Source organism: Desulfovibrio faecalis, assembly GCF_053570625.1.
On sequence record NZ_JBRBQR010000001.1, the window covers coordinates 42,860 to 68,444 of the forward strand.

General features: G+C 58.1%; 20 protein-coding genes. 11 read left to right on the forward strand and 9 right to left on the reverse strand.

Features of this window, described 5'->3' with window-relative positions:
* Nucleotides 1-266: 266 nt before the first annotated feature.
* Both ACUZ79_RS00170 and ald read left to right on the forward strand, forming a co-directional pair.
* Complete coding sequence (locus ACUZ79_RS00170; protein WP_240825897.1) at nucleotides 267-1,331, forward strand: BMP family lipoprotein; 1,065 nt, start codon at nucleotides 267-269, stop codon at nucleotides 1,329-1,331.
* Nucleotides 1,332-1,518: 187 nt separating this feature from the next.
* Nucleotides 1,519-2,637 carry an alanine dehydrogenase gene (ald, locus tag ACUZ79_RS00175; protein ID WP_449250332.1) on the forward strand — a complete coding sequence of 373 codons (1,119 nt, stop codon included), beginning with the start codon at nucleotides 1,519-1,521 and terminating at the stop codon, nucleotides 2,635-2,637.
* A 120-nt stretch (nucleotides 2,638-2,757) separates the two neighbouring features.
* On the opposite strand, the gene ACUZ79_RS00180 is transcribed toward ald, so the two are convergent.
* The 4 genes from ACUZ79_RS00180 to ACUZ79_RS00195 form a co-directional block, all read right to left on the reverse strand.
* Nucleotides 2,758-3,756 (reverse strand): bifunctional methionine sulfoxide reductase B/A protein, encoded by a 999-nt coding sequence (locus tag ACUZ79_RS00180; protein WP_449250333.1) that lies wholly within the window; start codon nucleotides 3,754-3,756, stop codon nucleotides 2,758-2,760.
* Between the two features lie 271 nt (nucleotides 3,757-4,027).
* Nucleotides 4,028-5,014 (reverse strand): UDP-glucose 4-epimerase GalE, encoded by a 987-nt coding sequence (galE, locus tag ACUZ79_RS00185; RefSeq protein WP_449250334.1) that lies wholly within the window; start codon nucleotides 5,012-5,014, stop codon nucleotides 4,028-4,030.
* 231 nt (nucleotides 5,015-5,245) lie between these two features.
* Nucleotides 5,246-5,692, reverse strand: coding sequence for a flavodoxin (locus ACUZ79_RS00190; protein ID WP_449250335.1), 447 nt, complete (start codon nucleotides 5,690-5,692; stop codon nucleotides 5,246-5,248).
* Nucleotides 5,693-5,992: 300 nt separating this feature from the next.
* Complete coding sequence (locus tag ACUZ79_RS00195) at nucleotides 5,993-7,420, reverse strand: radical SAM protein (protein WP_240825901.1); 1,428 nt, start codon at nucleotides 7,418-7,420, stop codon at nucleotides 5,993-5,995.
* Nucleotides 7,421-7,503: 83 nt separating this feature from the next.
* On the opposite strand from ACUZ79_RS00195, the gene ACUZ79_RS00200 reads away from it, so the two are divergent.
* Complete coding sequence (locus ACUZ79_RS00200; protein WP_240825902.1) at nucleotides 7,504-7,887, forward strand: hypothetical protein; 384 nt, start codon at nucleotides 7,504-7,506, stop codon at nucleotides 7,885-7,887.
* A 46-nt stretch (nucleotides 7,888-7,933) separates the two neighbouring features.
* Here ACUZ79_RS00200 and ACUZ79_RS00205 read toward each other — a convergent pair whose 3' ends face one another.
* Nucleotides 7,934-8,986 (reverse strand): glycosyltransferase family protein, encoded by a 1,053-nt coding sequence (locus ACUZ79_RS00205; protein ID WP_449250336.1) that lies wholly within the window; start codon nucleotides 8,984-8,986, stop codon nucleotides 7,934-7,936.
* A gap of 145 nt (nucleotides 8,987-9,131) precedes the next feature.
* Between ACUZ79_RS00205 and ACUZ79_RS00210 the strand changes: the two genes are divergently transcribed.
* The 4 genes from ACUZ79_RS00210 to ACUZ79_RS00225 all read left to right on the forward strand — a co-directional run bounded on the left by ACUZ79_RS00210 (nucleotide 9,132) and on the right by ACUZ79_RS00225 (nucleotide 15,391).
* Nucleotides 9,132-12,593 (forward strand): hypothetical protein, encoded by a 3,462-nt coding sequence (locus ACUZ79_RS00210; RefSeq protein ID WP_449250337.1) that lies wholly within the window; start codon nucleotides 9,132-9,134, stop codon nucleotides 12,591-12,593.
* Nucleotides 12,594-12,725: 132 nt separating this feature from the next.
* Entirely contained in the window at nucleotides 12,726-13,397 is a 672-nt protein-coding gene (locus ACUZ79_RS00215; RefSeq protein WP_297145899.1) for an adenylate kinase, read from the forward strand.
* A gap of 534 nt (nucleotides 13,398-13,931) precedes the next feature.
* Nucleotides 13,932-14,126: a hypothetical protein gene (locus ACUZ79_RS00220; protein WP_449250338.1), complete on the forward strand. Its 195-nt coding sequence runs from the start codon at nucleotides 13,932-13,934 to the stop codon at nucleotides 14,124-14,126.
* Between the two features lie 29 nt (nucleotides 14,127-14,155).
* Entirely contained in the window at nucleotides 14,156-15,391 is a 1,236-nt protein-coding gene (locus tag ACUZ79_RS00225) for an ISL3 family transposase (protein WP_096152604.1), read from the forward strand.
* Between the two features lie 87 nt (nucleotides 15,392-15,478).
* Here the strand turns inward: ACUZ79_RS00225 and ACUZ79_RS00230 are convergent, their stop codons facing one another.
* Both ACUZ79_RS00230 and ACUZ79_RS00235 read right to left on the reverse strand, forming a co-directional pair.
* The gene (locus tag ACUZ79_RS00230; RefSeq protein ID WP_449250339.1) at nucleotides 15,479-17,269 is read right to left on the reverse strand and encodes an RHS repeat domain-containing protein; all 1,791 of its coding nucleotides are present in this window, start codon (nucleotides 17,267-17,269) and stop codon (nucleotides 15,479-15,481) included.
* 537 nt (nucleotides 17,270-17,806) lie between these two features.
* Nucleotides 17,807-19,585 (reverse strand): methyl-accepting chemotaxis protein, encoded by a 1,779-nt coding sequence (locus tag ACUZ79_RS00235; protein ID WP_449250340.1) that lies wholly within the window; start codon nucleotides 19,583-19,585, stop codon nucleotides 17,807-17,809.
* 200 nt (nucleotides 19,586-19,785) lie between these two features.
* Between ACUZ79_RS00235 and ACUZ79_RS00240 the strand changes: the two genes are divergently transcribed.
* From ACUZ79_RS00240 to ACUZ79_RS00255, 4 genes are all read left to right on the forward strand, one after another.
* Nucleotides 19,786-20,187, forward strand: coding sequence for a hypothetical protein (locus ACUZ79_RS00240; protein ID WP_449250341.1), 402 nt, complete (start codon nucleotides 19,786-19,788; stop codon nucleotides 20,185-20,187).
* Between the two features lie 116 nt (nucleotides 20,188-20,303).
* Nucleotides 20,304-20,687: an EF-hand domain-containing protein gene (locus ACUZ79_RS00245; protein ID WP_192112653.1), complete on the forward strand. Its 384-nt coding sequence runs from the start codon at nucleotides 20,304-20,306 to the stop codon at nucleotides 20,685-20,687.
* Between the two features lie 298 nt (nucleotides 20,688-20,985).
* Nucleotides 20,986-23,085, forward strand: a complete 2,100-nt coding sequence (locus ACUZ79_RS00250; RefSeq protein ID WP_449252150.1) for a YgiQ family radical SAM protein — start codon at nucleotides 20,986-20,988, stop codon at nucleotides 23,083-23,085.
* A 33-nt stretch (nucleotides 23,086-23,118) separates the two neighbouring features.
* Nucleotides 23,119-23,355, forward strand: coding sequence for a SlyX family protein (locus ACUZ79_RS00255; protein ID WP_022657521.1), 237 nt, complete (start codon nucleotides 23,119-23,121; stop codon nucleotides 23,353-23,355).
* 217 nt (nucleotides 23,356-23,572) lie between these two features.
* On the opposite strand, the gene ACUZ79_RS00260 is transcribed toward ACUZ79_RS00255, so the two are convergent.
* Both ACUZ79_RS00260 and qmoC read right to left on the reverse strand, forming a co-directional pair.
* The gene (locus ACUZ79_RS00260; protein WP_240825251.1) at nucleotides 23,573-24,295 is read right to left on the reverse strand and encodes a hypothetical protein; all 723 of its coding nucleotides are present in this window, start codon (nucleotides 24,293-24,295) and stop codon (nucleotides 23,573-23,575) included.
* Nucleotides 24,296-24,398: 103 nt separating this feature from the next.
* A complete protein-coding gene (qmoC, locus tag ACUZ79_RS00265; protein WP_449250342.1) occupies nucleotides 24,399-25,580 on the reverse strand; it encodes a quinone-interacting membrane-bound oxidoreductase complex subunit QmoC in 1,182 nt (393 codons plus the stop codon).
* Nucleotides 25,581-25,585 lie beyond the last annotated feature (5 nt).

Below are 25,585 nucleotides of genomic sequence, written 5' to 3' on the forward strand. Positions count from 1 at the left end.
TTTGATTAATCAAACTATAAATTGGGCTGTTGCCTGAAAAATAAGCTAAATGAAACTGACAAGATAGAAAAAGCGCTCTCCTCCTGCGACCAAAATCAAACACATAAAAAATTTTTGTATTTATTTGCGCAGTGCCTGCCAGCAGATGCTCTTGCGCCGCAAAAGCCACAGAGATATATTGCGCATGGCAAAAAAAGGGCACTCAGCCTGCCAAAAACCTAAAAAAATAGATTCCTCTGCCCGCACATCCACTTCAAGGAAAATCCATGTTCTCACTCCGCCCTGTTTCCCTTATGCTGGCTTTTTTGCTCTTCCTTTGCCTTGGCTTTGCCCAGCCAGCCCATTGCGCCGAAAAACCCCAAGGCCCCCTGCGCGTGGCCCTTCTGCTGGAAACGCCCACGGGCGATAACGACTGGAACGACAGTCTTGTGGACGGCCTGAGGCAGGCCGAGCGCGAGCTGGGCATAAAGGCTTCTGTGATTACCGCCCAGCCAGGGCATGACGAGGCGGCGCTTCAGGAAATGTTCCGAACTGCTGCGGGCAACAATGATCTGGTGCTGGTGGCTTCCAACGGTCTGCACGAAGTGCTGCGCAACAACGCCGCCAACTTTCGCCGCACCATGTTTGGCTGCATTGATGCCGGCATCCGCGCGCCAAATATAATGTCCGTAACATTTGCCGATGAGCAGGCGGCCTATCTTGCCGGGGCGGCTGCGGCCATGCTTGCCCGCCAGACCGACATGCCCGGCATAAGCGGACGCAAAATTATCGGCTGGATAACGGGTGAAGACTGCCCCGCCATGCGCTCCCTGCTGGGAGGATTCACCGAGGGCGCGCGCGTGATTGATCCAGAAGTACGTGTCGTCAACGTGGTTACAGGTTCATTTGCCAATGCGGAGGCTGGCCGCGCCGCAGCGAAAAATCTGCTCGACCAGGGTGCGGACATTCTGGTTCTGGCATGTGGTATGGGCAACGGCCCGGCCTTGCAGGAGGTTAAGGCGCGCAACGCATATGCCGTGGGGCTGGACACCGACAAGGACAACCTGCTGCCCGGCCATGTGCTCACCTCCATTCTCAAGCACCCAAACACAGCCGCCTACGACATCATAGCCGCTGCGGCCTCCGGCCACTTTGCAGGCAAGGAAATCATGGTGCGCGACCTGCAAAACGGCGGCGTGGACATTACGTCCATGGAGCCTTTCAAGGCTGGGGCTGGCAAGAATCTTGCCCCGGATATGGATCGCCGCCTGCGCGAACTGCGGGGCGAAATCCTCAACGGCGGCATCCGGCTCAAATCATTGCGCGAACGCACCTTGTGCGATTGTCTGTAAGAAGACTCCGCAAAACATCGCAATTTTATTGCTGATAAACGGGAAAAAATATACGGTTTCATATCGGGCGGATCAGGCCGCCCGCAAGGCGTCATCCCCCCTGCGCCCCAGACCATGGAAGAAGCATGCCCCCAGCGTGACCGGTATTGCCGGTTACGCCACAACCATAAGCTTGCGAGGACTATCCATGATTATTGGCGTCACCAAGGAGATCAAGGCCGATGAATACCGTGTGGGCATCACGCCCGCCGGGGTCAAGGCGCTCGCTGACCACGGGCACAAGGTTCTGGTAGAAAGCGGCGCAGGGCTTGGCAGCCGTATTGGCGATGACGAATTTGCCAAGGCTGGCGCAAGTATGCTGCCAGTGGAAGATGTATGGGCCAAGGCTGAAATGATCATGAAGGTCAAGGAGCCACTGCCCAGCGAATACAAATATTTTCGCCCCGGCCTACTGCTCTTTACCTACCTGCATCTTGCGGCGGACAAGGAACTCACCGACGCCCTGCTTAATTCCGGGGTGGTGGGCCTTGCCTACGAAACCGTGCAGCCCAAGGATCGCAGCCTGCCGCTGCTGGCCCCCATGTCTGAAGTTGCGGGCCGTATGGCCGTGCAGATGGGTTCCTACATTCTGACCAAACAGGCAGGCGGCGCGGGTATGCTGCTGGGCGGCGTGGCTGGCGTGCAGCGCGCCAGGGTCGCCATTGTGGGCGGCGGCACCGTGGGTACGGAAGCCGCCAAAATGGCCATGGGCCTTGGCGCGGAAGTTACCATTCTGGACAACAACCTGAACCGCCTGCGCTATCTGGGCGACATTTTCTCTTCCCGCGTCCAGACCCTTGCTTCCAACGAATACAATATCGCCGGGGCAGTTCAGGAGTCCGACCTTGTTATCGGCTCCGTGCTTATTCCCGGCGCCATGGCCCCCAAACTGGTGACAGAATCCATGATCAAAACCATGCGCCCCGGCAGCGTGGTGGTGGACGTGGCCATTGACCAGGGCGGTTCGTTTGAAACCACGGCGGGCAGGCCCACAACCCACCACGAACCCACCTATGAAAAACACGGCGTCATCCACTATGCCGTTGCCAACATTCCTGGGGCCGTGCCGGTCACGTCAACCTATGCCTTGACCAACGCCACTCTGCCCTTTGCCCTGGAACTGGCAGACAAAGGCTGGAAAAACGCCTGCCGCGACAATATCGCCCTTGAGCGCGGCCTGAATACGGTTGATGGACAGTGCACCTTTGCTGGCGTGGCCGAAGCCTTTGGCCTGCCCTGCGCCTCCACTGCCCAGATTCTGCGTTAATTGCAAAAAATTCAAATAAATTCAGGCCCGTTTCAGGGAGAGCAAACGCTCCGCCACCTGAAACGGGCCTGTCTGCGTGCAGCGGGGGAAATAGGGGGCCGCTACGTTCAGCCGAACCTTTTATTTAACCGGAGTTCCATCCACTCGTTGCGAAAAGCGCGGCACAGACATATGGCACACGCCCCGCCCTGTGCGGCGGGCAAAATCCTGATGATAGGCCTCTGCCTCATAAAAAGGCCCTGCGGGCGCAATCTGCGTAACCACCTTGTAGCCAAGCTCGCGCAGGCGCGTCACCAGCTTTTCGACCACGGCCTTTTGTTCCGCGCCCTGATAAAAGACCGCTGAACGATACTGCTCGCCCCAGTCCGGCCCTTGCCTGTTGAGCTGTGTGGGATCGTGGATTTCAAAAAAACGGCGCAAAATCTGCTCGTAACTCACGCGCGAGGGATCATAGCGCACCAGCACGGCCTCCGCATGACCGGTATCGCCCCGGCACACGTCTTCATAACTGGGGTTGACCGTGTGACCGCCCGTATAACCAGAAATCGCCTCGCACACGCCCGGTATTTTCTGAAAAGCGTCTTCCACCCCCCAGAAGCAGCCGCCAGCCACAATGGCTGTGGCCGTGCATCCTCCAGAGGCCGCATTCTGGCCTGAAGCCCCGGTAGCCGCCAGCGGAGCGCCCCCGGCAGCGGAGGTTTCCTTTTTTGCTGCCAGCCGCGCCAGAGCCGCTTTTTCCGCATCGCTGCCCGCAGGGGCAAAACTCATGGACAGCGAATTGACGCAATGGCGCGTGTTCTTTTCGGTGAATCCTTCCCCCTCAAACACATGTCCCAAATGCCCGCCGCAGTTGGCGCAAATAATCTCAACCCTGCGACCGTCTGCATCGGGCACACGGCGCACCGCGCCCGGCACAGCCGTATCAAAGCTGGGCCAGCCGCAGCCGGACTCGAACTTGTCGTCCGAATGGTAGAGCGGCATGCCGCACTGGCGGCAGATATAGGTGCCCGCCTCATGGTTGTTAACATATTTGCCCGTATAGGGCGGCTCTGTGGCCTTGCGCAACAGCACATCCGCCTCCAGTCCTGAAAGCGGCGGCATGGGATACGTGTTTTGCATCGAAACCTCCGGAGCTGTAGGCGAAGCTCCAAAGGCCGCCAGCGGCAGACCCGGCATCAGAGCCAACAGCATAAATGTACAAATGAGGAGACAACTCGTTCGTCCGGATCTGGGCATGGGTTCCTCCCGGCGCAGGCAGCGCATGCATTTTACATAAGCACAAGACCGGGCATGTCGAGGGGGATGCACGGCCTGCCTTCGATGCGCCCTACAAAAAACGCCCACCCGCAGAGCGGACAGGCGCAAAACAATTGCAGCGCAAACAGGCACCTTATTCGGCAAACCCCTCGGGATTGCGCGAATGCCAGCTCCAGGCCGAGGCAATGATGCTGTCGATATCAGCGCGGGCTGTCCAGCCCAGCACCTCGGCGGCGCGCTCGGCGGAGGCAATGAGCCGCGCCGGATCACCGGGGCGGCGCGCGCCGATGCTGACGGCAATGTCGCGTCCGGTCACACGGCGCGCGGCTTCTACCATCTGCCGCACAGAAAATCCCGTGCCGTTGCCCAGGTTGCACACTTCGCTGCCGCCACCACCACGCAGGTAATCCACGGCGCGCAGGTGCGCATCGGCCAGTTCCATCACGTCCAGATAATCACGAATACAGGTACCGTCCGGCGTGGGATAATCATCGCCAAAAATGGTGACATGTGGCCTTTTGCCCAGCGGCACCTGTAGAATGATGGGGATAAGGTGACTTTCCGGCCTGTGATCCTCACCAATAAGGCCCTGAGGCCATGCGCCAGCAACGTTGAAATAACGCAAAATGACAGACCGTATGCCGTGCGCCCTACCCACCCAGTGCATCATGCGCTCCATGGCGAGCTTGCTTTCGCCATAGGGATTGGTGGGCCGCAGAGGCGCGTGCTCGGGTATGGGAACGACATCAGGTTCGCCATAGACCGAAGCCGTGGACGAAAACACGATCTTGTCCACCCCATGCCGCGCCATGGCTTCAAGCAGTACCATCATACCATGTATGTTGTTCTGAAAATACTTGAGCGGCTGCTCCATGCTTTCACCCACCAGAGAGCAGGCGGCAAAGTGCAGCACGGCCTCAATGGGTTGCTCTGAAAATACGGCATCAAGCAATGCCGGATCACGCATGTCGCCGGAATAAAGACGCACATCCTGCGGAACGGAACCACGGTGCCCCGTAAGAAAATTGTCGAGCACCACAGGCGTTTCGCCACGTTCCAAAAGGGTGCGCACATTGTGGGAACCAATATATCCGGCACCGCCGCAAACAAGAATTGCCATGAACTCCTCGCTTGTCCCTTACGTTTCGCTCTTGCGAACAATAATTCTGCACTCGACGTAAGGGTTTGGCAAGAGGTGCAGCGTTTTGGCTGTACACCAGTGCAACCTGATCATGGGACACGGGGGAGAGCTGCAAAGCCCGCCGGCTTCAGGGCAGACATGACACTGACCTGAAACACAGCGGGCCCATATGACGCAGCCGAAAGGCTTAACGCCGTGCGCAGCAGACTTTTACAGCTGCTTGAGCACATCCTCGGCAAACGAGGCCACGGCTTCGGGGTCGTTGGAGGCATCGCCTTCCATCTTGAGCCCTTCTGCAATGATGGTCGCGCCCAGTTCCTTGGCGCGCTCTTCAATGGCAGGCACCGCGCCGCAAAAATGTTCGTATTCCTGATCGCCGGAGGCAAATGCGGCTACCTTGCGGCCAGCCAGCCCGATGCGGTCAAATTCCTCAAACAGGGACAAAAAGTCGTCCTGCATTTCCAGGTCTTCCATGCCCCAGGCCGAGCAACCAAACAGCACGGCATCGTAACCGTCTGCCAGGTTTTCTGCCGAGGCGTCCGCCGCGTTGAGCAGCTTGACTTCGTGCCCGCCAGCAGCAATCAGTTCTTCAAGCTTCTGGGCGATGCTTTCCGTATTGCCGGTGCTGGAACCAAAAACAATCAGTACCTTACTCATGACATTCTCCTTCGTTGCGTCTTATTTAAAAATGAAATTCATTTTCTAAATGGATAGGGATGTTCGATTCGCCTGTCAAGGGAAAGAATCACCAAGACTTTTTTTGCTGCATCCCTGCTGGCCACGTCCGGCATTTTTCGAGCAGATTGTGCAGAAATCACACCCTGCGCAACTTAACCTCAGCACTGCCAGCAGAGAAAAGAAGTGACATTGATCACAAAAATGAAAAAAGATGAAAAAAAATCGGAACCCCGCGCAACTCGCAGGGCTCCGAAAATGTTGTCTGTCAGATTACGCAAACTATTCGCTGTCTGCTCCGTTGTGCGAGTCCTCATCCGCCCCGGCGTCCAGACCATCTTCCGTCGCCGCTTCTCTGGCGCGCGGGGCTGGCATGCTCCACTCTCCCGGCATAGGCGCGGCAAGTTCGGCCTTTTCCCCAAGATAGGGGTTAAAATAGCCGTAACGCAGCCAAGGGCAAAGCTTTTTGAGGCGCTTCATGAACGATGTCAGCCCCATGCTGGGCGAGAGTTCCAGCTTCTGTTGCCCTTCGCCACCGCTCATGAGCTTGAAGTACCATTCGGGATCAATATTGAGGTTGCGCCACTGGATCATGCTCACGCCGTTATCGCCCACCAGACGCGCCAGGGCGTCCAGTTCTTCTTCCGTATCCGTAACGCCGGGGAAGACCAACAGATTCAGAGAAACCCATATGCCACGGCTGCGGGCCTCGCGAATGGAAGCGCGCACATCGTCAAAGGAATAGCCGGATGGCCTGTAATAGCGATCATAAAGGCCGCTCCGAGCGCTGTTCAGGCTCACCCGCATGCTGGTCAGCCCAGCTTCGGCAAGGCGGATCACAGCCTCGGGCCGGGAGGCGTTGGTGTTGCAGTTGACAGTGCCGGGCCCTTCGCCCGCGCGGAACTGGCGCACGCTCTCCACCAGCAGATCAGGATTCATGAGCGGATCGCCCTCGCAGCCCTGACCAAAGGAATAAATGGGGGTACGGGTTTCGCGCCCGGAATGGACGCGCATGACCTCGGCCAGTTCTTCGGGGCTGGGCGTAAAGGCAAGGCGGCACTGTGGCGTTGACTGAATGGGCGAGTCCTTCTCCTGCGCTGAAATACAGCCAATACAGCTGGCGTTGCAAGCGCGGGACGATGGCAGCGGGGCCTCGTAACGGCCCAGAGCAAAGTTGCGGGCCGCAGGGCAATCGTAGCGCGCCACGCAGTTATCCATGATATGCCGGATAAGCCTGTTCTTGGGGTAATCGCGCAGCAGGGCGCGGGCGCCCTGTTCAATGCGTCCGCGCGGAATATTGCTGAAAATCTGCCGTGGTTCGGTATCCACCCTGCGGGCGCAGATATAGAAACGCCCTCTGGCGAAGCCCACGGCCCCGTAGGCAAACAATGGCAACATGGGTGCGTTTTCGCCGCTTTCATAGGCAGGATGGGCCGAAAGCGTATAGCCGGGTGCGGCAAAGGCCGCCACGGCAAGCTGGGCCTCGCCTTCAGGAGGCGCGATGTGTCCGGTTTCGGGGTCAAGGCCCACAGCCTGCCTGCCAGGCAACAGAAAGAACTCGCTTTCCTCCGGCAGGGGAATCAGTTCGTCCGGACGCGGCAGCCCCCACTGCGCGCCTCGCCGACAGACCATGAGCAGATCGGGATCGTCATAGATATTGCCGCGCTCGTCTGCCATTACAAGATGCGGTTCAATGTGTTGCGCGGCCATAAAAGCTCCTTGCCCAAGAAGTGTTGAACGTATATAAAAACTGCTGGCCGGGCCTTCCCGGCCCGTATTTTTGGAGGCCTGCCATGTTTTCCATCATGCTTTTCATTTTTTTGTGCTTCTTCGGAATACTGGCTGTGCTGTACCACATGCTGCGCAGCCAGGAAAAACTTTGCAGATCGCTGCACGAAGAACACGCACAGATGCGTGTGCTGCTGCGCTCGCTGGAATCGCGCCTTGACGCGCTGGACGTGACGGAACCAGCCGAGGCTGCGTTCTCCCCCAGGGGTGCCGCCCATCTTGCGCCCCGCCCTGCCCCGCAGCCAGCGCAAGACCCCCTGCTGCATCTGAGTTTTGATGAACCCGCCCAGAACGTCAGCATTGCACCCGATGTAGATCCGGCGCTGGATCTGCACTTTGACCCGGCAGTGGGTATTCCCGCTTCTTCAGGAAGAAACAGCAGAAATTAAAGCTCATCAACGTTGAGAATACCCGTTCTCAACGTTTTTTTATTGCTCATTCCCGCCCCGTCAGCCCGAATTCTCCCTTGGCAGCCGCAAGATAGGCCTCGCTCAATCCGGTACTGCGCAACTCCTCGGCCCAATGCAGATAGGGCAACCTCAGGTAATCCTTGCGGATGGCTACGGCCCTGCCCCTGCGGCGCGCAACGCACTGAGGGTCGCTGGTCAGGAGGGCGCGCACCCTATCGCTGAAAGCTCTTGCGCGGTGCACCGCCCTGTGGCCTCCGTCTATGCAGGCCAGCGCGGCCTGCCTCATGCGCGCAGCAACATCCGGATGCTCAAGCAGATAGCGCACCTGCGCCACGGCCTCGCCAGCAGCGGTTGCAGCGTCCACAGTACTGCCATTGTCCGCCGTATCCGCCCCATAGCAGAGCATGTGCTCGCCCTCGGCAAAAATATCCGTCAGCCCGTGCCCGATACGTGGAGTCACAAGGCAACTGCCGCAGCCCAAGGCCTCAAAAACCCGAAAATTCAGGTCACCGTGCTCGCAGTGGTTCAGCACCACCCGCGCCCTTGCATATAAATGGCGGTAGGAGCCGGTTACAATCTGCAATTCCGGCAATCCGCTGCGGCACTTTTCCAGAAAGGCCGTGCGGCACGGCAGATTGGCATTGACCGTACCAACAAACACGCAGTCCATATCCTTGGCAGTCTGCGGCTCGGGCGCATCCTGAGCCCAGGCAAAGGCAGGAGACCACCACACCCGATCTGCGGGCAGATACGCCCCTGCAAAGCGCGGCAAATGATCGCGCAAAGACGCAATGCAGACATCAAAAGCCTGGGCGTAATACGGTTGCCACGAATGGATGTGAGAATCCACGCTGTAGAACACAGTGAGGCACGGAAAATCTTCTACGCCAAGCACATAGGGAGCACGGCTTTTGTCGGCAACTACCAGCACGTCTGGCTCAAAACCCGCAATACGCACCAGATCATGCCAGCCAAACACGGCGGCATGCTCAAAATTGTGCCGGGCCACAGCATCCCAGCCGCAGGAAGAAAGGGCGTCGCTGAAAAAAGGACTGCCTATCCACAAAAGCCGCTTCATGCGCCCCCGGCAACAGTAATGTGGTTTTGCGCTAACTGCGCACGGTGCTTGGCATCTCCTGCCTGACAGTTGCCAATAGGCCCGATTTGCAATAGGTTCAAAACCTAGCCTCGACGCCCCAAGGCGTCAAGACGCGAGAATGCACATGCTGCTCAACCCTGGCCGACTTCGCCTTATCACGCGCATTTTTTTGGCGCTTCTGTTAACCCTGTCGGCTATGTCGGCGGCGGTCTTTTGGCTTTTGCAACGCAATCCCGAGGCGCTGGCGCAACATTATATTGAACAGATTGCCGCCAGCACCGGCCTGAATATTACCGTTGAATCGGTCAATGTGGCTCTTTTGCCGCTGCCATCCCTGGCTGTCAGCAATGCCAGCGTTGAGGGCAAGAGCTTTAGTTTTACCGTTGCCTACGCCACACTCCGGCCCGACTTTCTGGCGCTGCTGCGCGGCGAACTGCTGCCCCGCAATATCACCCTGCTGCGCCCCCGCCTCAAGGGCGAACTGCCCGTGGCTCTCAGCCTGCCCTTTCTGTTCCCTGACAATGCCGAAGCCGCCCAGCCCGTTGCAGCTCAGGCCGCGCCAGAAAGGAGCGCATCCCCCAAAAAAGCGTCCCCAAAATCCGTCCCTCAGCCTACCGCAGCCTCTGCGGCAAAGGCCAGCACACCGCCGACGCAGGAAGCAGCGATCCCAGCCGCAACAGATGCGGCGGTTCCCTCGCAAAGCGCTGCCGCGCAAGAGCTGCCCCCTGCGCAGAATTCCATACAATCATGGCTGTCTCGGCTTGCCGGGGACAACACTGGAGGCGCGGCTCTGTTGCCGGGCATTTTGCCGGGTCGGTTCAGACTGGCAGTTTCACAGGGCGAAGTGGAAATCATCGGCGCGGACAAAACGCAAGTGACGGCCTACGGGTTGCAATGCGACCTGGAAACCGCCTCGGGCACACGCCTTGAGGGCAACTTTTTTTGCACCACAGCGGTTCTACAGCCAGAAGGTCAAACGCCAGCCAAGGTTGAGCACCTCAATCTGGAAGGCAAGACTGACCTCTCGGCCCCCCTGGCAAAAACGCCGCAACTGGCGGTCAAGGGCACCATGCAGCTGCCCAACTGGCTGGCCCGCCTCAACTTTGCGCTCGGCCTCAAGGCTGATGCCAATGGCTGGAGCCTGACCAGCGACCTTGAAGGCGAACTGCGCAAGGATGAAGTGCTGCTGCCTGCCCACGTTACCGGCACTGTGGCCCAACGCAGCAAGGAAGATCAAGGCATCAACCTAGAAAATCTGCGCCTGCGGCTTGGGCAGGATGATGTGACCGTCAACGGCCTGCTGCTTCTGGGCGGACCGGACACTTTCAGTATTGAAGGACGTCTGCAACTGCAGCGCGCAAGCCTGACGGAATGGCTGGGCTTTGCCCGTAATCTGGCGCCCGGCCTTCAGGTGGCGCTGGACGAAGTAACCCTTGGCACTCTTGATTTTTCAGTGAACGGCAAAGGGCTGCGCGTTCCGCATATTGACGTAACCGCCGCTGGCAGCCGCTTTTTGGGTTCCGGCGGCGTTGCGAGCTGGGCCAGGCCTGAACTGCTGCTGGATCTCAAGGCCGAGACTGTGAATCTGGGGCGCGCCATCCCTGAATCGGTGGGGGTATTGCCTGCCGAACCACGATACGGGCACGGTCCGCTCACTCCCATGCCCGGCAAGCCTGTGGTGCCCGGCGAAATCGGGCTTGATTACAACATCCGGCTGGCTGCAACCCGGGTGAACTACGGCCCCATCGTTATCAACGACGCGCTGGTCGTCATCAAGCAGGGGCTGGTTGACCAAGTCACCCACTTTGAAGACACGCTGCTGATTGTTGACGGCACTCTTTACGGCGGCAGCGTCAAGGGCGACACCATCATGGGCGGTCACCCGGATACCCCCTACGCTATCCGCCTGCACATGCGCGACGTTAACGGCGAAAATCTGGCAAAAGACCTCCCGGTCATGCCCGTGAGCGGTGGCAAGCTGCGCGGTGATGTGGACGTTATGAGCCAGGGGCGGGAGCTGGATGTTTTTCTGGGCAAATTGCGCGGCACGGTAAGCGCCCGGGCTGAAAAAGGCCAGTTGCGCCCGCCGAACAATATCCCAGGCAAGGCCTCCCCCGGCGCAGTGGGCTTTAAAGCGCTTGATTTGAGCCTTAAAGCCCGCACGGCGGCCTGGGAGCAAAGCCGCCTGGGCCTTGAAGGCCAGTGGACCGCCACCATTGAAGATGAAGGCATTGACGCCAGCGTGGGCCTTAACGGCAGGCTCTGGTTCAGCGGCGATGGTCAGGGCGGCGGCAACATGGATTTTCAAAACCTGCCCGGCACCATCAGCCTGAGCCTCAGCCCGGAAAAATCCTTTCAGCCAGAGGGTCTGCAAACGCAAATCAGCGGCAAATTCAGTTGTCAGGCTGCGCGCAACCAGCTTTCGGCCACAGACATGCACATGAACGCCCTTGGGGCGGACATTTCCGGCGCGGGGCAACTGGGCATGGGCAAGGACGGCATGGTCTGGCAGGGCAAGGTTTCCGCCTTTATCCCGGACAGCACAAAAACGCTGCGCCTGCTTGGCGCTGCCAACCCCAATGTGCCGCAACCTCTGCGCAGGATCGAGCTGGACACTGCCTTCAAGGGCGATAGCGGATCCCTGGCGCTGTCAGAGTTCCGCGCCAAGGTGGATCAAAACGATATTTCCGGCAGCATCAGCCTTGACTGGCGCAAGGAACTGGCCCTGCGATTCAAGCTCTCCGCTCCGCAAATTGATCTTGACCGCTACGTGGGCGACAAGGCCGCCGGGCAGGCGGACGGCGGCAAAAGCAAAAAAAAGACCGACAGCAAACCGTGGGATCTGCGCTTCATGCGGGCATTTTCCGCTGAGGGCGAAGCGCACGTTGGCCAGCTCACCCTGTGGAAACTGCGCACCGATGACCTGCGCCTTAAAGCCAAAATGGAGAACGGAACCCTGCGCTATGAAAGTCAGGGCGGCAAATTTTATGGCTCGCCCGTGTCTGCGCATGGTGAAATGCGTTTCAACAAGGGGATGGGGTTTGCCAATGCCCTGTCCATCGAGGGCTTTGACCTTGCCGCAGCAAGCAAGGATCGCGGTGGCAGCGCGGCCCTTGGCGGGCGCGCGAGCATTAGCTCCGAGGTTGATGCGGAGCTGACAGGGGCAAACCAGTTGCCCTCGCGGCTGAACGGCAAATGGCGCTTCAACGTTCATAACGGCTTTTATCAGTCGCGCGACAAAGACGGTCAGCTCAAGGGCAAACCCACCCGCTTTGACGCTGCGGGCAGCTCCGGCGCAATCACCAACGGCATTGCAAAAAGTGGTGATTTTTATCTCAAGGGGCAGGACCTCACTGTTACCGGCGGTGGATGGATAGACCTCAACAGTGAGACTCTAGACTGTAACTTTACCGTAAACATGAAGAATCTTCCAGAATTCCCCATGCGTCTTTATGGCAGCCTGGACAACAGCAAAACATCCATTGGCGCTGGCAAGCTGCTGCTCAACACCATTGGAGGCATCACCCAGGGATTTGTTGATGTGCTTGGCGGCGTGGTGGAAGGCACCTGGAAGCTCTTTCGGTAGGCAGCGGCCCGTGGGCTGCAACATGTCGAGCATTCTTCCCAGCACCCGTTGACAGGGCCTATTTTAGGGGATAGGGTGCCAGTTGTGTTCTTTTTTGCACAAACTAACTCGGTTCCGGCAAGGAGAGTACCAGTGAATATCCTTATTTTTGGCCCCAACGGCAGCGGCAAAGGCACTCAGGGCGACCTGATCAAGCAGAAGTACAACCTCGCCCACATCGAATCCGGGGCCATCTTCCGTGAACACATCGGCGGCGGCACCGAGCTGGGCAAAAAAGCCAAGGCCTACATCGATCGCGGCGATCTCGTGCCCGATGACATCACTATTCCCATGGTGCTGGAAACCCTGAAGACCAAGGGTCAGCAGGGCTGGCTGCTTGATGGCTTCCCCCGCAATACCGTGCAGGCCCAGAAGCTGTGGGACGCCCTCCAGAAAGAAGGCATGCAGCTTGACTACGTGGTTGAAATTCTTCTGCCCCGCGAAGTGGCCAAAAACCGCATCATGGGCCGCCGCCTCTGCAAGAACAACAACAACCACCCCAACAACATCTTTATTGACGCCATCAAGCCCAACGGCGATGTCTGCCGCGTCTGTGGCGGCGCGCTTTCCAGCCGCTCCGATGACCAGGACGAAGCCGCCATCAACAAGCGTCATGACATTTACTACAACACCACCGATGGCACCCTTGCCGCCGCGTACTTCTACAAAGACCTCGCCGGCGCTGGCAAGACCAAATACATCGAACTGAATGGCGAAGGCAGCATTGATTCCATCAAGGAAACCCTGCTCTCCAAGCTCGCCTAATTTGCAATTCTGCAGCCAGGAGCACCTGCTTCGGCGGTCTGCCGGGCAAACATCTTGCTGTACGTGGTTATGCATAGAAAAGGCCCTGCTTTTGCAGGGCCTTTTGCTGTTTTTGCCAAGCTGACATGTGATTACCGCACATGGGGCAGACGCATCCCGCCATTGCAAATGGGGTCTCAACAATATTTTAAACTGTTAATCCATTATGTTACAAATCGGCACAAATAAACAACATTATCCAGACTATATATATTGACAACATCTGGAAACCGCACGTAAACTCTAGAAAATATCATGACTACTGATATTGGTTGCACTTTCCTTACGCATAACAGAAAAAGTACAGACAACAGAAATTTCCCTTTCCCAGCCTTTAGTAGTGATACAGAGACTCCCCCGATACAGCTGGAGCGGCAGCAACTGATACTCAGCGGCTCTTTTGCCGCACCGTGCAGATACAAACTCCCGGGCAATGCCCAGGGGTTCTTTCGTCTCAACGGCCTACCCTGGTTCAAACACCACGGATAATGAGACATGTCAGATATCTCCAAGCCTCTCATATCATTTGCCGTTCTTGTTCTCCTGTTCCTTGCCCCCATTTTTTTTATTCATGATTACGCAAGCGATGTTACATCAAACATCTCTTCCACTACGCTTACGCGCCTTGCCGAAGTGAACACCCGCGCGGGCAACAATTTTGGCTCTTCCGGGTTTTCCGTGGGTAGCTGATCTGCTAATGTCCTTCCCGGAGGGCACCAATGAAGGATACGGACCTATATTTTCGGATTCTCGGGCTGACCGAGCCCTGGTTTGTTGAGGCTGTTGAACTGGACACGGCGGAAGGTCGGGTAGACATCCGCGTGGAGCATGGTCCTGGTGTTCGCTGGTTTTGCCCTACTTGTGGTCGAGAGCTGGCTTGCCGCGACCATGCCGAGCCTCGTGTCTGGCGCCATCTGGACACGTGCCAGTTCAAGACGTTCCTGCATGCTCGGATTCCCCGAGTGGACTGCCCCGAGCATGGCGTCCTTCAGGTCAACGTGCCTTGGGCCGAGTCCAAGGCACGTTTCACCATATTGATGGAGCGATTGATCATCGACGTGCTGACCGAGTGCGCCACCGTAACAGGAGCGCGGCGCATCCTGCGCATCACCTGGGACGAAGCATGGGGTGTCATGGAAAGGGCGGTGCGCCGGGGCCGGGAGCGCAAGCAATCGAATCCCTCGCGGTATCTTGGCGTTGACGAGAAGGCATTCCGCAAGGGGCACGACTATGTGACCGTGGTTTGTGATCTGATCGGCAGCACGGTGGAGTATGTGGCCGACGAGCGTAAGGCCGAAAGCCTTGAGGGGTACTACCTTCAGTTCACCAAGGCGCAGTTGGAGCGGATCAAGGCCGTGGCCATGGACATGTGGGAGCCCTATTTTAAAGCTACGCTCAAACATGTGCCGGACGCGGCGGGGAAAATCGTTCACGATCGGTTCCACGTCATGAAACACGTAGGCGAGGCTGTGGACCGGGTACGCAAGCAAGAGCACCGCGAACTCACAAGTCAGGATGACCATCGACTCAAGGGCACGAAATTCCTCTGGCTATACCGGGAGGAGAATCTGCCGGACAAACACCGGCCAGCCCTGGAGGCCTTGAAGACAGCGAACCTCAAGGTGGCCAAGGCCTGGGCCATGAAGGAAAGCCTGAACGACGTCTGGAAGTACCTGAGCACGGGATGGGCCAGACGTTTTGTGAAGCGATGGCTGGTCTGGGTGAACAGGTCAGATCTTGCCCCAATGCGCAAAGTGGGCGGACTGATTCAGAGACATCTTGAGAACATCCTGACCTTCTGCCGCCACAGGATCACCAACGGCGTGGCCGAGGGCCTCAACAGCAAGATCATGGCCATCAAGAGGAAGGCTTGCGGTTATAGGAACCGGGAGCATTTCAAGACAGCCATCTACTTCTTCTGTGGCGGTCTAAACCTCTACCCGGCCAGTTCCTGACAGGGGTTACCCACGGAAAACCCGGAAGAACCTAATTTACTAACTCATCCCTGAATATGAGTTAGTTGCCTATATCATTTAGCATATTTATGGCCTCCGGTAAATAACATAAGGCGCGTCAACCTTTTGATAATCTGTGGCCGCGTATATGCTGTCTTGCTTAAAGTCTGATATCCATTGTTTTCCGTCAAACATGGCAACATGGCCATCCTTATGACCTTTAATAGCTTGAAAAACCACGACATCCCCCTTTTGTAGCTTCTCGCCTGGAGTCACCGTTCTAAACCCTGCGTGGCGCAGAATGGGGCCATACCCACTAGCACTGACCCCATGAGGATTGTATGATGTGTTGAGTATGATTCCGCCTGCATCAATGGCCTTGTGGACAAATTCACCGCACCGACTGTCAGAGCCGGGGAGTACCTGAGAATGCAAGCGAGCGATGGCCGCATCGAGATCCCACCTGGGCAATGGCTTGTCATTCGGCAAAACCTCCTCCCTCCGCATCATGCCGTTGCGCGATATGGCAGACCGTTTAAGCTCTTCCCTCTCGCTCATGGCATTGCGACCAACATTTGCCCGGTGCATAACCTCTCGGGATACTGGCGCCCGCAGTTCCGGCCCAGTAGTTGATAAGCCCGCTGCGCCGCCCCCCGCGTTGGTAAACTGACCGACTGCATCGCGTGGATGCTTGCTCTCATCCCAGGCCAGCCCGCTGGCATCGTGCCTGTTGACCGGGTCATCCACGCAATAGTCGTACAGGTCGCCATCGCCGCGCGTGTCGTTTGCAGGGTCAAGCGACATAAATCTGCCAATGCGCGGATCATAGTCGCGCCAGTTAAACCGTATGAGGTGGGTGTCCCTGTCTTCCAGCCCGGCGCAAAACCCTATGGGAACATAGAGGCAGGGTAAGGAATCATAAACAATTTTGCCAAAACTGCTGCGCACCACCTCCTTGACCACCTTGCCGTCTGGCCCCACAAACAGGCGTGGCGTACCCAGATGATCGCAGCAGCACGCCAGCACGAGTGACGACAGCGCCGATGCCGCCCTGGCAGGGGCGCTGTCGGTCATTGCCCCTCCCAGAGCCGACTTTTCTGGCTTGCCAGCATCAGAAGGGTTGCGGAGCTGTTGGTATGCAGAGAGGCATTGGCACACTCTTTTCTTACGATTTGCTGCGCCAAACCAGTGCAACCAACCGTCCGAGCCGTTGCGTTCATTTTCCGGAGCGGCATCAGCAGCCAGAACCGTTTTGCCCAAGGGGCGAATGACTATCCTGCTCAGGGTGCCGTCCGCATCATAGGCATAGCCATACTCCAGCCGAAGTTCATGGTCGCGGAAGCCTGCGAGCCTTGCCTGATCGTTCCAGCGGTATTCGCCCGTAATGTCGTTGTGGCGGTACCGCCTGTAAAGCCTTGTGCCCTTGTAGGCGTAGCGCAGTTCGCAACCATCATTGAGCTCGGCCCTGCCCAGCATGGTACTGCTGCCGTAGGCAAGCCGAAGTCCGCGCCTGCCTGTGATGCTGCTTACCGAACCGTATTTGTCATAGGCATAGCGATTTTGCCCGTCGCTTTCCAACTGGCCTTTGTCATTATAGCTGTAGCGCGATTTTTCCATTGCGCTTGTTGATGCGGAAGGGCAGCCCTCATACCAGACCTTGCTGCGCACGCGCTGGCCAGAAGCACTGTATTTATATGTTTCCGCAATGGCAGCGTTGTTTTTTACCTCGGTCAGCCTGCCCTCGGCATCGTAGGCATACTCCAGCACATTTGAGGCCCCGTTAAACTGCTCTGTTTTGCGGGCAATGCGTCCATCCACATCATACTGATACTGGATTGCCAGGCCATTTTGTCTTCTCACCACTTGCGCGTCACGCATAAGAACCTCTTTGATTTTTTGTTCATTCCAAGAATTTCACGCATGGATTTCCAAATCTGCGGGCTGCTAGATTGGTCACCACACTTCAAGTCGGGGTCCGAACAAAATAAATGCCACAAAAATTTTATTCTGTAAGACTGAAACATTTCAGTAAACTGGAGGTAAGTTTTTGGCACATGCAACACTAATAATATGTGATATTTCAGTTAGTTAAATAGCGACACATGAGGGCAAAGAAAGTTGCAAATTTTCACTTCATTTATAACTATATGATTTTATTTAATAAAAAAATGATTAAATTTTGCATTTTTTTACTTCATAAAACTTACAACTCTCTAATATAATACAATTTTTTGTAAAATAAAAAGTGATGCCTTTTTTAAGACATCACTTTTTGCCGCGCATGAATCGCTCGTGAATCTGCTCAATTTACAAGCAGAAGCTTTATCCGCGTAGGCCAGCAACAAGGCCCGGTATGAAGCATCTGGTAAAGATGGGCCTTGCCCTCCGCCATAGGCGAGGCATTCAGGGCAGTTGCTACGCGCCAGACTTCATCTTTTGCACCAGGCCCTGCAAATCGCGCGTCTGCCCCGCCAACTGCTCCACAGCCTGGGCGGACTTGTTCATAATCGAAGCTGTATCGCGCGAAATACCGTTAATTTCATCAATACTGCGGGTGATTTCTTCTGATGTGGCAGACTGTTCTTCGCTGGCGGTGGCAATGGCGCGCACCTGATCGCTCGCGCCGTCAACCATGGTTACAATCTCCCGCAGCACCTCGCCGCAACGCCCGGCCAGTTCCGTTGTACGCTCCACAGCGGCAAGGGCGCGCTCCATATTTTCAATGTTAGCGCTGGTGCCGCTCTGGATGCCGCTGACAGCCTCGCCCACCTCGCGGGTGGCTCCCATGGTTTTTTCCGCCAGTTTGCGCACCTCGTCCGCCACCACGGCAAAACCGCGCCCGGCATCGCCGGCCCGCGCCGCCTCAATGGCAGCATTGAGGGCCAGCAGGTTGGTCTGATCCGCAATATCTGAAATGACAGACATGATCTGCCCGATGTTGCCCACCATGCCGCCCAGCGTATCCATGGAATTTTTCAGCTCGGCGGAGACGCGCCGCACCTCGCCCATGCCGTCCACCACCTGATGCATGACGCCGGAACCTTCATTGGCCCTGCTGTGCGCGGCATCCGTGCTTTGCGCGGTACTGGCGGCATTTTTGGCAACCTCAAGCACGGTGGCGTTCATCTGCTCAATGGCTGTGGCGGCCTCGCCCACGCGGGCGGACTGGCGCTCCGCACCAAGGCTGGCCTGGCGCACCTGCGCAGATATATCCCCGGAAACGGACGAAATCCCCTCCACCGCGCGCTCAAGCTGCGCGGCGGCTTCCATCATGCCCTCCGCCCTGGCGCGTTCTGCTGCGGCCTTGGCGGCCTGAGCTTCATCCGCTGCCTGGCGGGCGCGGCGGCCTTCTTCCGCAGCCTCGGCGCTTTTGTGCTCGGTTTCGGCTATCTTGCCCTTGAGCGTGCCCACCATGCCCTCAATGCTGTCGCGCAGCGCGGCCATTTCCGCACTGTAACTGCCGCTGGCCCGGGCCTCGAGGTCTCCGCCAGCCACGGCGCGCGCAAAGCTGATCACCCGCCCCAGAGGCCGGGTTACAGACAGCAGCACCAGCAGGGCAATACCCGCGCCGCACACAACGCTGCCGCAAATGGAAATCAGCAGCAGGCGTTCTGTGCCGCGCGTTTGCTCTGCCAGTTCTCGCTGGCTGGATACCACGCGTTCCATGAACTGGGTTTCCAGCGCTTCCAGATTTTTTTCGGTAGTATGAACGTGATTCTTGTAGGTTGTGTAGTAGGCATTGGCCTGTGCGGCGCTCATGCTGCCAGAGCCGGATGCTATATCTGATGAAGTGCGGCGCACCACGGCATCGTAAGCCGCAAATGCCTGTGTCGCCTCCTGCGCCAGAGCCTCGGCTTTGGCTCCGGCCTGGGGATTGCCCCGCAGGGCGGCCTCCAGCTTTCGCAGGGTCTCGTCCAGTTCAGCCGCAATTTCATTCAGCTTGCCCAGATACCCTTTGAGCGCCTTGCTGTCGCCCATGTTCAGCAGGATGTCTTTTTCAGCCTTGCGGTAAAGCTGCATATCCAGGGATGCTTCATGCAGCAGATTGATGCTGGGCAGTTCATGCCTGCCCAGCATGCCCAGCGTTTCGCGCTGCGCGCGCAAGGCCAGCATTGCCAGACTGCCGGATATGGCAAAAATCAGCAGGATCACGCCAAAACCGCTTGCCAGTTTAACCCGAAGCGACATGCCCATAGTGTCCTCCACTACGCGGATAAATCGTGAGGGGGGATCTATTTTGATCATCCTACCAATACACCGCACTAGTCAACGGCAATTATGGTCAACGCCGCAAAATGCATGCCCGGCGTTGCCTTCTTGCCTGAACTGTATCATTTTAAAAATCATGCACGGCTGCACAGCAGGCCGCGCCGAACCCCAGCAAGGAGAATCCCGTGAGCGCTAACACCAGCGAACAGGCCCTGACAAGCCTTATCAAATGGCTGCGCAACCGCCATGCCGAAGTTATGGCGGCAGAGGCGCAGGCCCTTGCCCGCCTTGACGCCGGGGATACCCCCGGCCATAATGAACATATGCGCCTCAAGGCCGAACTGCTTGCAGCCATGGCCGAAGACGCCAAGCCCCTGCTTGAACCGCTGTCGGGCGAAACGCGCTTCAATTACGCTCTCGCTCTGGAAGGCTTTTCGGCAAGTGCCAGAATGTCTTTGCGTCTGAACTCAATTTTTTATATGTCAGCCCTGCTCTACCCCGATAATCACAAGCCGGGACAGCCCGACAATCTTACTCTGTGCATTGACCGCATGGAAAAACTGGGCCTTGATTTCAGAACAGAATAAGCCGGACTTGAAATTTTGACCTTGCCGATAGCTGGCAAGGCTTTATCTTGGAATACAGCAACGCCGCAGGCAGAACCCAAGCGCTGACGGCTCAACCCCCCACAAGGAGATCCCCCATGAAGCTTCTGCACATAGCCCTCGCTGCCGTGCTCTGCCTTTGGGCCGCATCTGCCCAGGCCAACCCCGCCGCAACCGATACGGCCAAGGTTGATAAATTTGCCATGATGGATACTAACAAGGACGACAAGGTGTCCTACGAGGAATTCAAGGCTTACTTCCCCAATATGCGCGAAGAAGCCTTTGCCGTTATTGACAAAAACGGCGATAAAGTTATTGACCGCGCTGAATGGGACGAGTTTGTATCCAACCATTCCTCCGGCCACATGGGTGGCAGCATGGGCAACATGATGGGCGGCCAGAATGGCATGCCCGGCAACGCCATGATGCCCACTCCCGGCAGTGCAGACATGCCCCTGGTGACGCCCCCCAATGGCAAATAAACGTCCCGCGCCATTTCCGCAGCCCTGGCGTCAGCACGGCGACCAGGGCTGCGCTGCTCCTGAGCGGCAGCCCGAAAGATCAAAAACGGCTGCCGTTCCGCTTTCTGCTGACGCGCCCAAGGGTGCGCCGCGCCGACAGGGTGCCAGAGCTTCCGCGCATGCAGATAACAAGCCCGCACCCACGCGCAAGCCGCCCTTTCCCGATCTGCTGCGCGAGAACGCGCAGCAACGCAAGGCTGTTGCCCCAGAATCTCTGTGGGCGGACACACCGCAGGCAGGCACAGACGGAGCACAGCCGATGGGGCGTTTGCGTCAGCCGCGTTTCGTGCCCATGAGCGCGGAAGAAATGCGCGCCCTTGGCTGGGATCAGCTTGATGTGCTGCTGATCAACGGCGACGCCTACGTTGACCACCCTTCGTTCGGTAACGTACTGCTGGCCCGCTGGCTGATCCACCACGGCTTCCGTACCGGCATTGTGGCCCAGCCCGGCTGGGAAAATACTGACGATCTGCTCGTCATGGGCCGCCCGCGCCTGTTTGCCGGGGTGAGCGCCGGAGCGCTTGATTCCCTGCTGGCGCACTACACGGCCTTTCGCAAAAAACGCCACGACGATGCCTACACGCCCGGCGGCAAAGCCGGGGCGCGCCCCAACCGGGCGTGTCTGGTCTATGCCAACCTTGCCCGGCGGGCGTTTCCCGGCCTGCCCATCATTCTTGGCGGCATTGAGGCCAGCCTGCGCCGCGTTTCCCACTACGATTTCTGGACAGACTCCCTGCGCAAACCCATTCTTATGGATGCCAAGGCTGACCTGCTCATCTGGGGCATGGGCGAAAAGGCCATCATTGAATGCGCCCAACGCCTGGACAAGGGGGAAGATATTCGCGGCATCCCCGGCACAGCCTGGATGAACAAGCTGGACGCTTCCGGGCATCCGGCCAATCTGCCACCTGCCCTTGAAGGCGAACCGTGGGTTGCCCTGCCCTCGCATGATGAAATTCTGGCGGACTCCTTTCAGTTGCTCAAACTGACGCAGGAACTGGAACGGCAGGTACACCGCCTTGACGCCTGGGCCTTTGAGCCTGTGGGCGACCGCGCCGTAGTGCTGGCCCGCCCCGCCCAGCCGCTGACCACCGAAGAAATGGACGACCTCTACACTCTGCCTTTCACCCGGATGGCGCACCCGCGCTACAGGGAGGCCATCCCTGCGGCGGAAATGATGCGTACCAGCATCACAAGTCACAGGGGTTGCGGCGGGGGTTGCTCGTTCTGTTCGCTGGCTCTGCATCAGGGCAGGCGCATCAGTTCGCGCTCCGAGCAATCCATTCTTGCCGAGGCGCGCCTGCTGGGGCAGCAAAATGTGGCACGAGGCAAAGGCCCAGTGGCTATTTCTGACGTGGGCGGCCCCACAGCCAACATGTGGCAGGGGCACTGCGCGCTGGACAGCCGCAATGCGCAGAACGATGACTCGGCCAAGCCACGAGTTAAAAGCGCCTGCCGCCGCACCAGTTGCTGTTTCCCGAGCGTGTGCAAATCCTTCATCACGCCGCAGCGCAAACATGTGGAGCTGCTGCGCAAGGTTGCCGCCCTGCCGGAAGTCAAGCAGGCCCGCGTGGCTAGCGGCGTTCGCGCCGACCTTGCCCTGCGTGACGCCGAGGCCCTCGCCGCTTACACTGGCGAATTTACGGGCGGCCAGCTCAAGGTTGCGCCGGAACATTGCGCGCCCTCAGTGCTTGAGCTCATGCGCAAACCCTCGCTGGACGTGTTTGAAGCTTTTCTGGAGAGCTTTGTGCGCCAAAGCCGCGCCGCTGGGCGGGAACAATACGTGGTGCCGTATCTCATGAGCGGTTTCCCCGGCTGTACGGATGAAGACATGCGCACCCTGTCGCACTGGTTGCGGCAACGGCACTGGAATCCGCAGCAGACGCAGTGTTTTATTCCCACCCCCGGCACAATTGCCACGGCCATGTTTTATTGCGGGCGCGATGAGCTTGGCGAGCAGATTTATGTCGCCCGCACGGATGCCCAGCGCATGCGCCAGCACTATATTCTGATGCCCGCTGCGGAGGATGGTGACGCCCCACGGCGGCCCGGTTCGCGGCCCGGTGACAGGCCCAACACCCGGCCCGGCGCGCATGGAGACGCTCGCAAGTCTGACAGCACACGGCCCGGCAGAGCTGGCAAGCCAGAGGACAGGGCAAGGCCTTCCCGTGGCCCGCAAGGGCAGCGGAATGACAGGCCTGTACGGTGGGAAGACAATGATCGTGGTGCAGCAAAAGGCAGACCGGCCAGGGGTGATAACCCGCAAAGGGGCAAGGATTCACGCTTCGGTTCTGAGGATCGAGGCGCTGAACGCAACAGCAAACGAGGCGACGGACGGCGCGGCGGAAGCCGCGCGTAGCTGTGCCAACAGGTGTTTCACAAGGAGGCAACCATGTCCCGCCCACTGACTTCAGAAGATGATCGGCTGACCCGTCTGGAAGAACTGACTTTTTTTCAGGAGGAACGCATCAAGGCTCTTGATGCGGCGCTTACCGCCCAACAGTTGCAACTGGACAAACTGGAGCAGGATTTTTCCGATGCCACATCCGTGATCCGTCTGTTGCGCGAAAAGCTTGGCGACCAGCCGGAAAATTCGCTGCCGCCCCACTCCATGCCCGAGCGCTGGTAGCAGAGCGCCCACGCAGGATATGAAGAATGCGCGCCAAGGGCTGCCATGCGGCTGTTATCGCAACCGAGGGCGTCAGGCGCACACCGCCTCCAGAAAGCTCACAAACTCAGTGTGGTATAAGTACTGCCGCAAATAAAAAACCCGCCAGATGGCGGGTTTTTTATTTGTCTGAGGGTTCGGGGCCTTGCTCCGAACCCTCTCACAGGCAGTCTTTGCTTTAGAAGCCGAAGCCGTCGTTGTTGGCGCCGGAAGCACCAAAGCCGAAATCGTCCGGCACGGCGTTTTCTTCAGCAGCAGGAGCAGCTTCATCACCGGCAGCGGCGGCAGCACCAGCGGCGGCGCCGCCCACAACCATGCCTTTCAGGCCGTCCTTGATGGCGTCCTTGATGTTCATCATCAGTTCGTCATGGTTGATGGCAACCTTGCCCTGGAATTCGGCAACCTGCTTGCGCAGCCCGCCCATATCGGTGTTCATGGTCTTGATTTTAGCTTCAAGCTCATCAACCTTTTTGGAAAGAGCGGCAGCGCGGGCTTCAGCGGGTTCCAAAGCGCGCACACGGTCTTCAAGGGCCACGGCGGCGGCGGTCTGAGCGGCCATGCTGGCGTAGGTTTCGCCAAGGTAGTTCAGCACCTTGTCGCACAGGGCCTTGGTCAGGCCGTCCATGCAGGTGAGGGAAACATTGTCGCCAAGGGCGCTGCGCCCAGTGTTGACAAAGGCGTCCCAGGACTGGCCTTCAACCCAGTTCAGGTCGGCAAACTTGGGGTACCAGCGGGCCAGCCATGCGGCGGCAAAGGGGCCTACGGCCTTGGCGCAGGTATCACAGGCAACGGAACGACCGGCAACAAAACCGGCGATTTCCTTGACGTCTACGCCCTCCTTGCCCACAACCAGGGCAAGCACGGACTCCACGGGAAAAACCTTACGAGATGTATCGGACATGGCGGCCTCCTCCTCGGAGATCGTATTTTTTTCAGAAAAGCTCACGGGGAACTGTGCGCATCCTCAAGGGTGGCCCCCAGCGCAAGGCCAGGGGCCAATGCCGTTAGCTTCTGCCGTACATGCGGGCGTAAACCAGGGCCGCCGTGCGGTACACGAAGTGGCCAAGCTTAGACCAGGGCAGGTAAGCGAAAAGCATCCACACAAATACCAGGTGCAGGTAGTACACCAGGAAGGCAGGCACAAGGGCGTCCGCAAGGCGGAAGCACTGCGACAGCACACCGGTGACGGCCACCAGCCAGATGATGCCCAGCAGATACCAGTCGTACCAGCTGGAACCCTGGAACTTGGGATTCAGCATCACGCGGCGGATGGTCAGGATGGCAAGACCGGCCAGCAGCATGAGCGCGCCCAGGTTGGCCAGAATCTTCACCGGGAAGAGCAGCGGCATGGGCGTTTCAATGTGGATGAGCGGAATAACCTTGCCGCCCCAGTGACCAACAGCCACAACCGCCGTAACAAAGGCCAGGATGGCAAAGCTGTAAACCAGCAGCATGTGGCCAAACTTACGGTTGGGGGTTTCCTTGCCGGTGACGGGGCCGTCTTCGCAGTCGTCAAACTTGCGGTGGGTGATGACTTCATCCCACAGCACGTCCCACAAATGCCAGATCCAGCACTTTTTCTTGCCAATGACGGCCAGTGAGCCTTCAGGCTTGAACATGCCCCAAAGTTTCATGACGCCCCGCGCGATGATCAAGGCCGCGCCAAAGAAGGTGAGCATGAAGATGGGGTCGATGGTGTAGTCGCCGTAAAAAATCTGACCAAAAACAATGCGGCCATCGGCTGCGCGGGGGAACCACTGACCGCCGTTGAAACCGGCGCGAATCCACCACACAAAGAGCCACAGTACAGCCGGGATGGCGAAGAGCACAGGCAGGCCAGCAGGCTTGCTCATGAGCTTGCCCACGCAGGTGGGTTCGGTCAGTTCGCGGTAAATGACGTTGCGCGCTGCGCCCATGAGGTCCGCAGGCTTGGCGCCGCGCGGGCAAAGGTCGGAGCAGTTGCCGCAGTTGTGGCAGAGCCACAGGTCAACATCGGCGCGCAGCTTGTCTTTAAGGCCCCAGGACGCCCAGACCATTTCTTTGCGCGGATAAGGCGCATTGGCCGGAGCGAGAGGGCAGGCCACGGAGCAGGTGGCGCACTGGTAGCACTTCTTGAGGGATTCTCCCCCAGATTCTTCCAGCGCCCTGACAAACTCCATATCAGGTTTGATTGTACATTGTGCCATTGCTG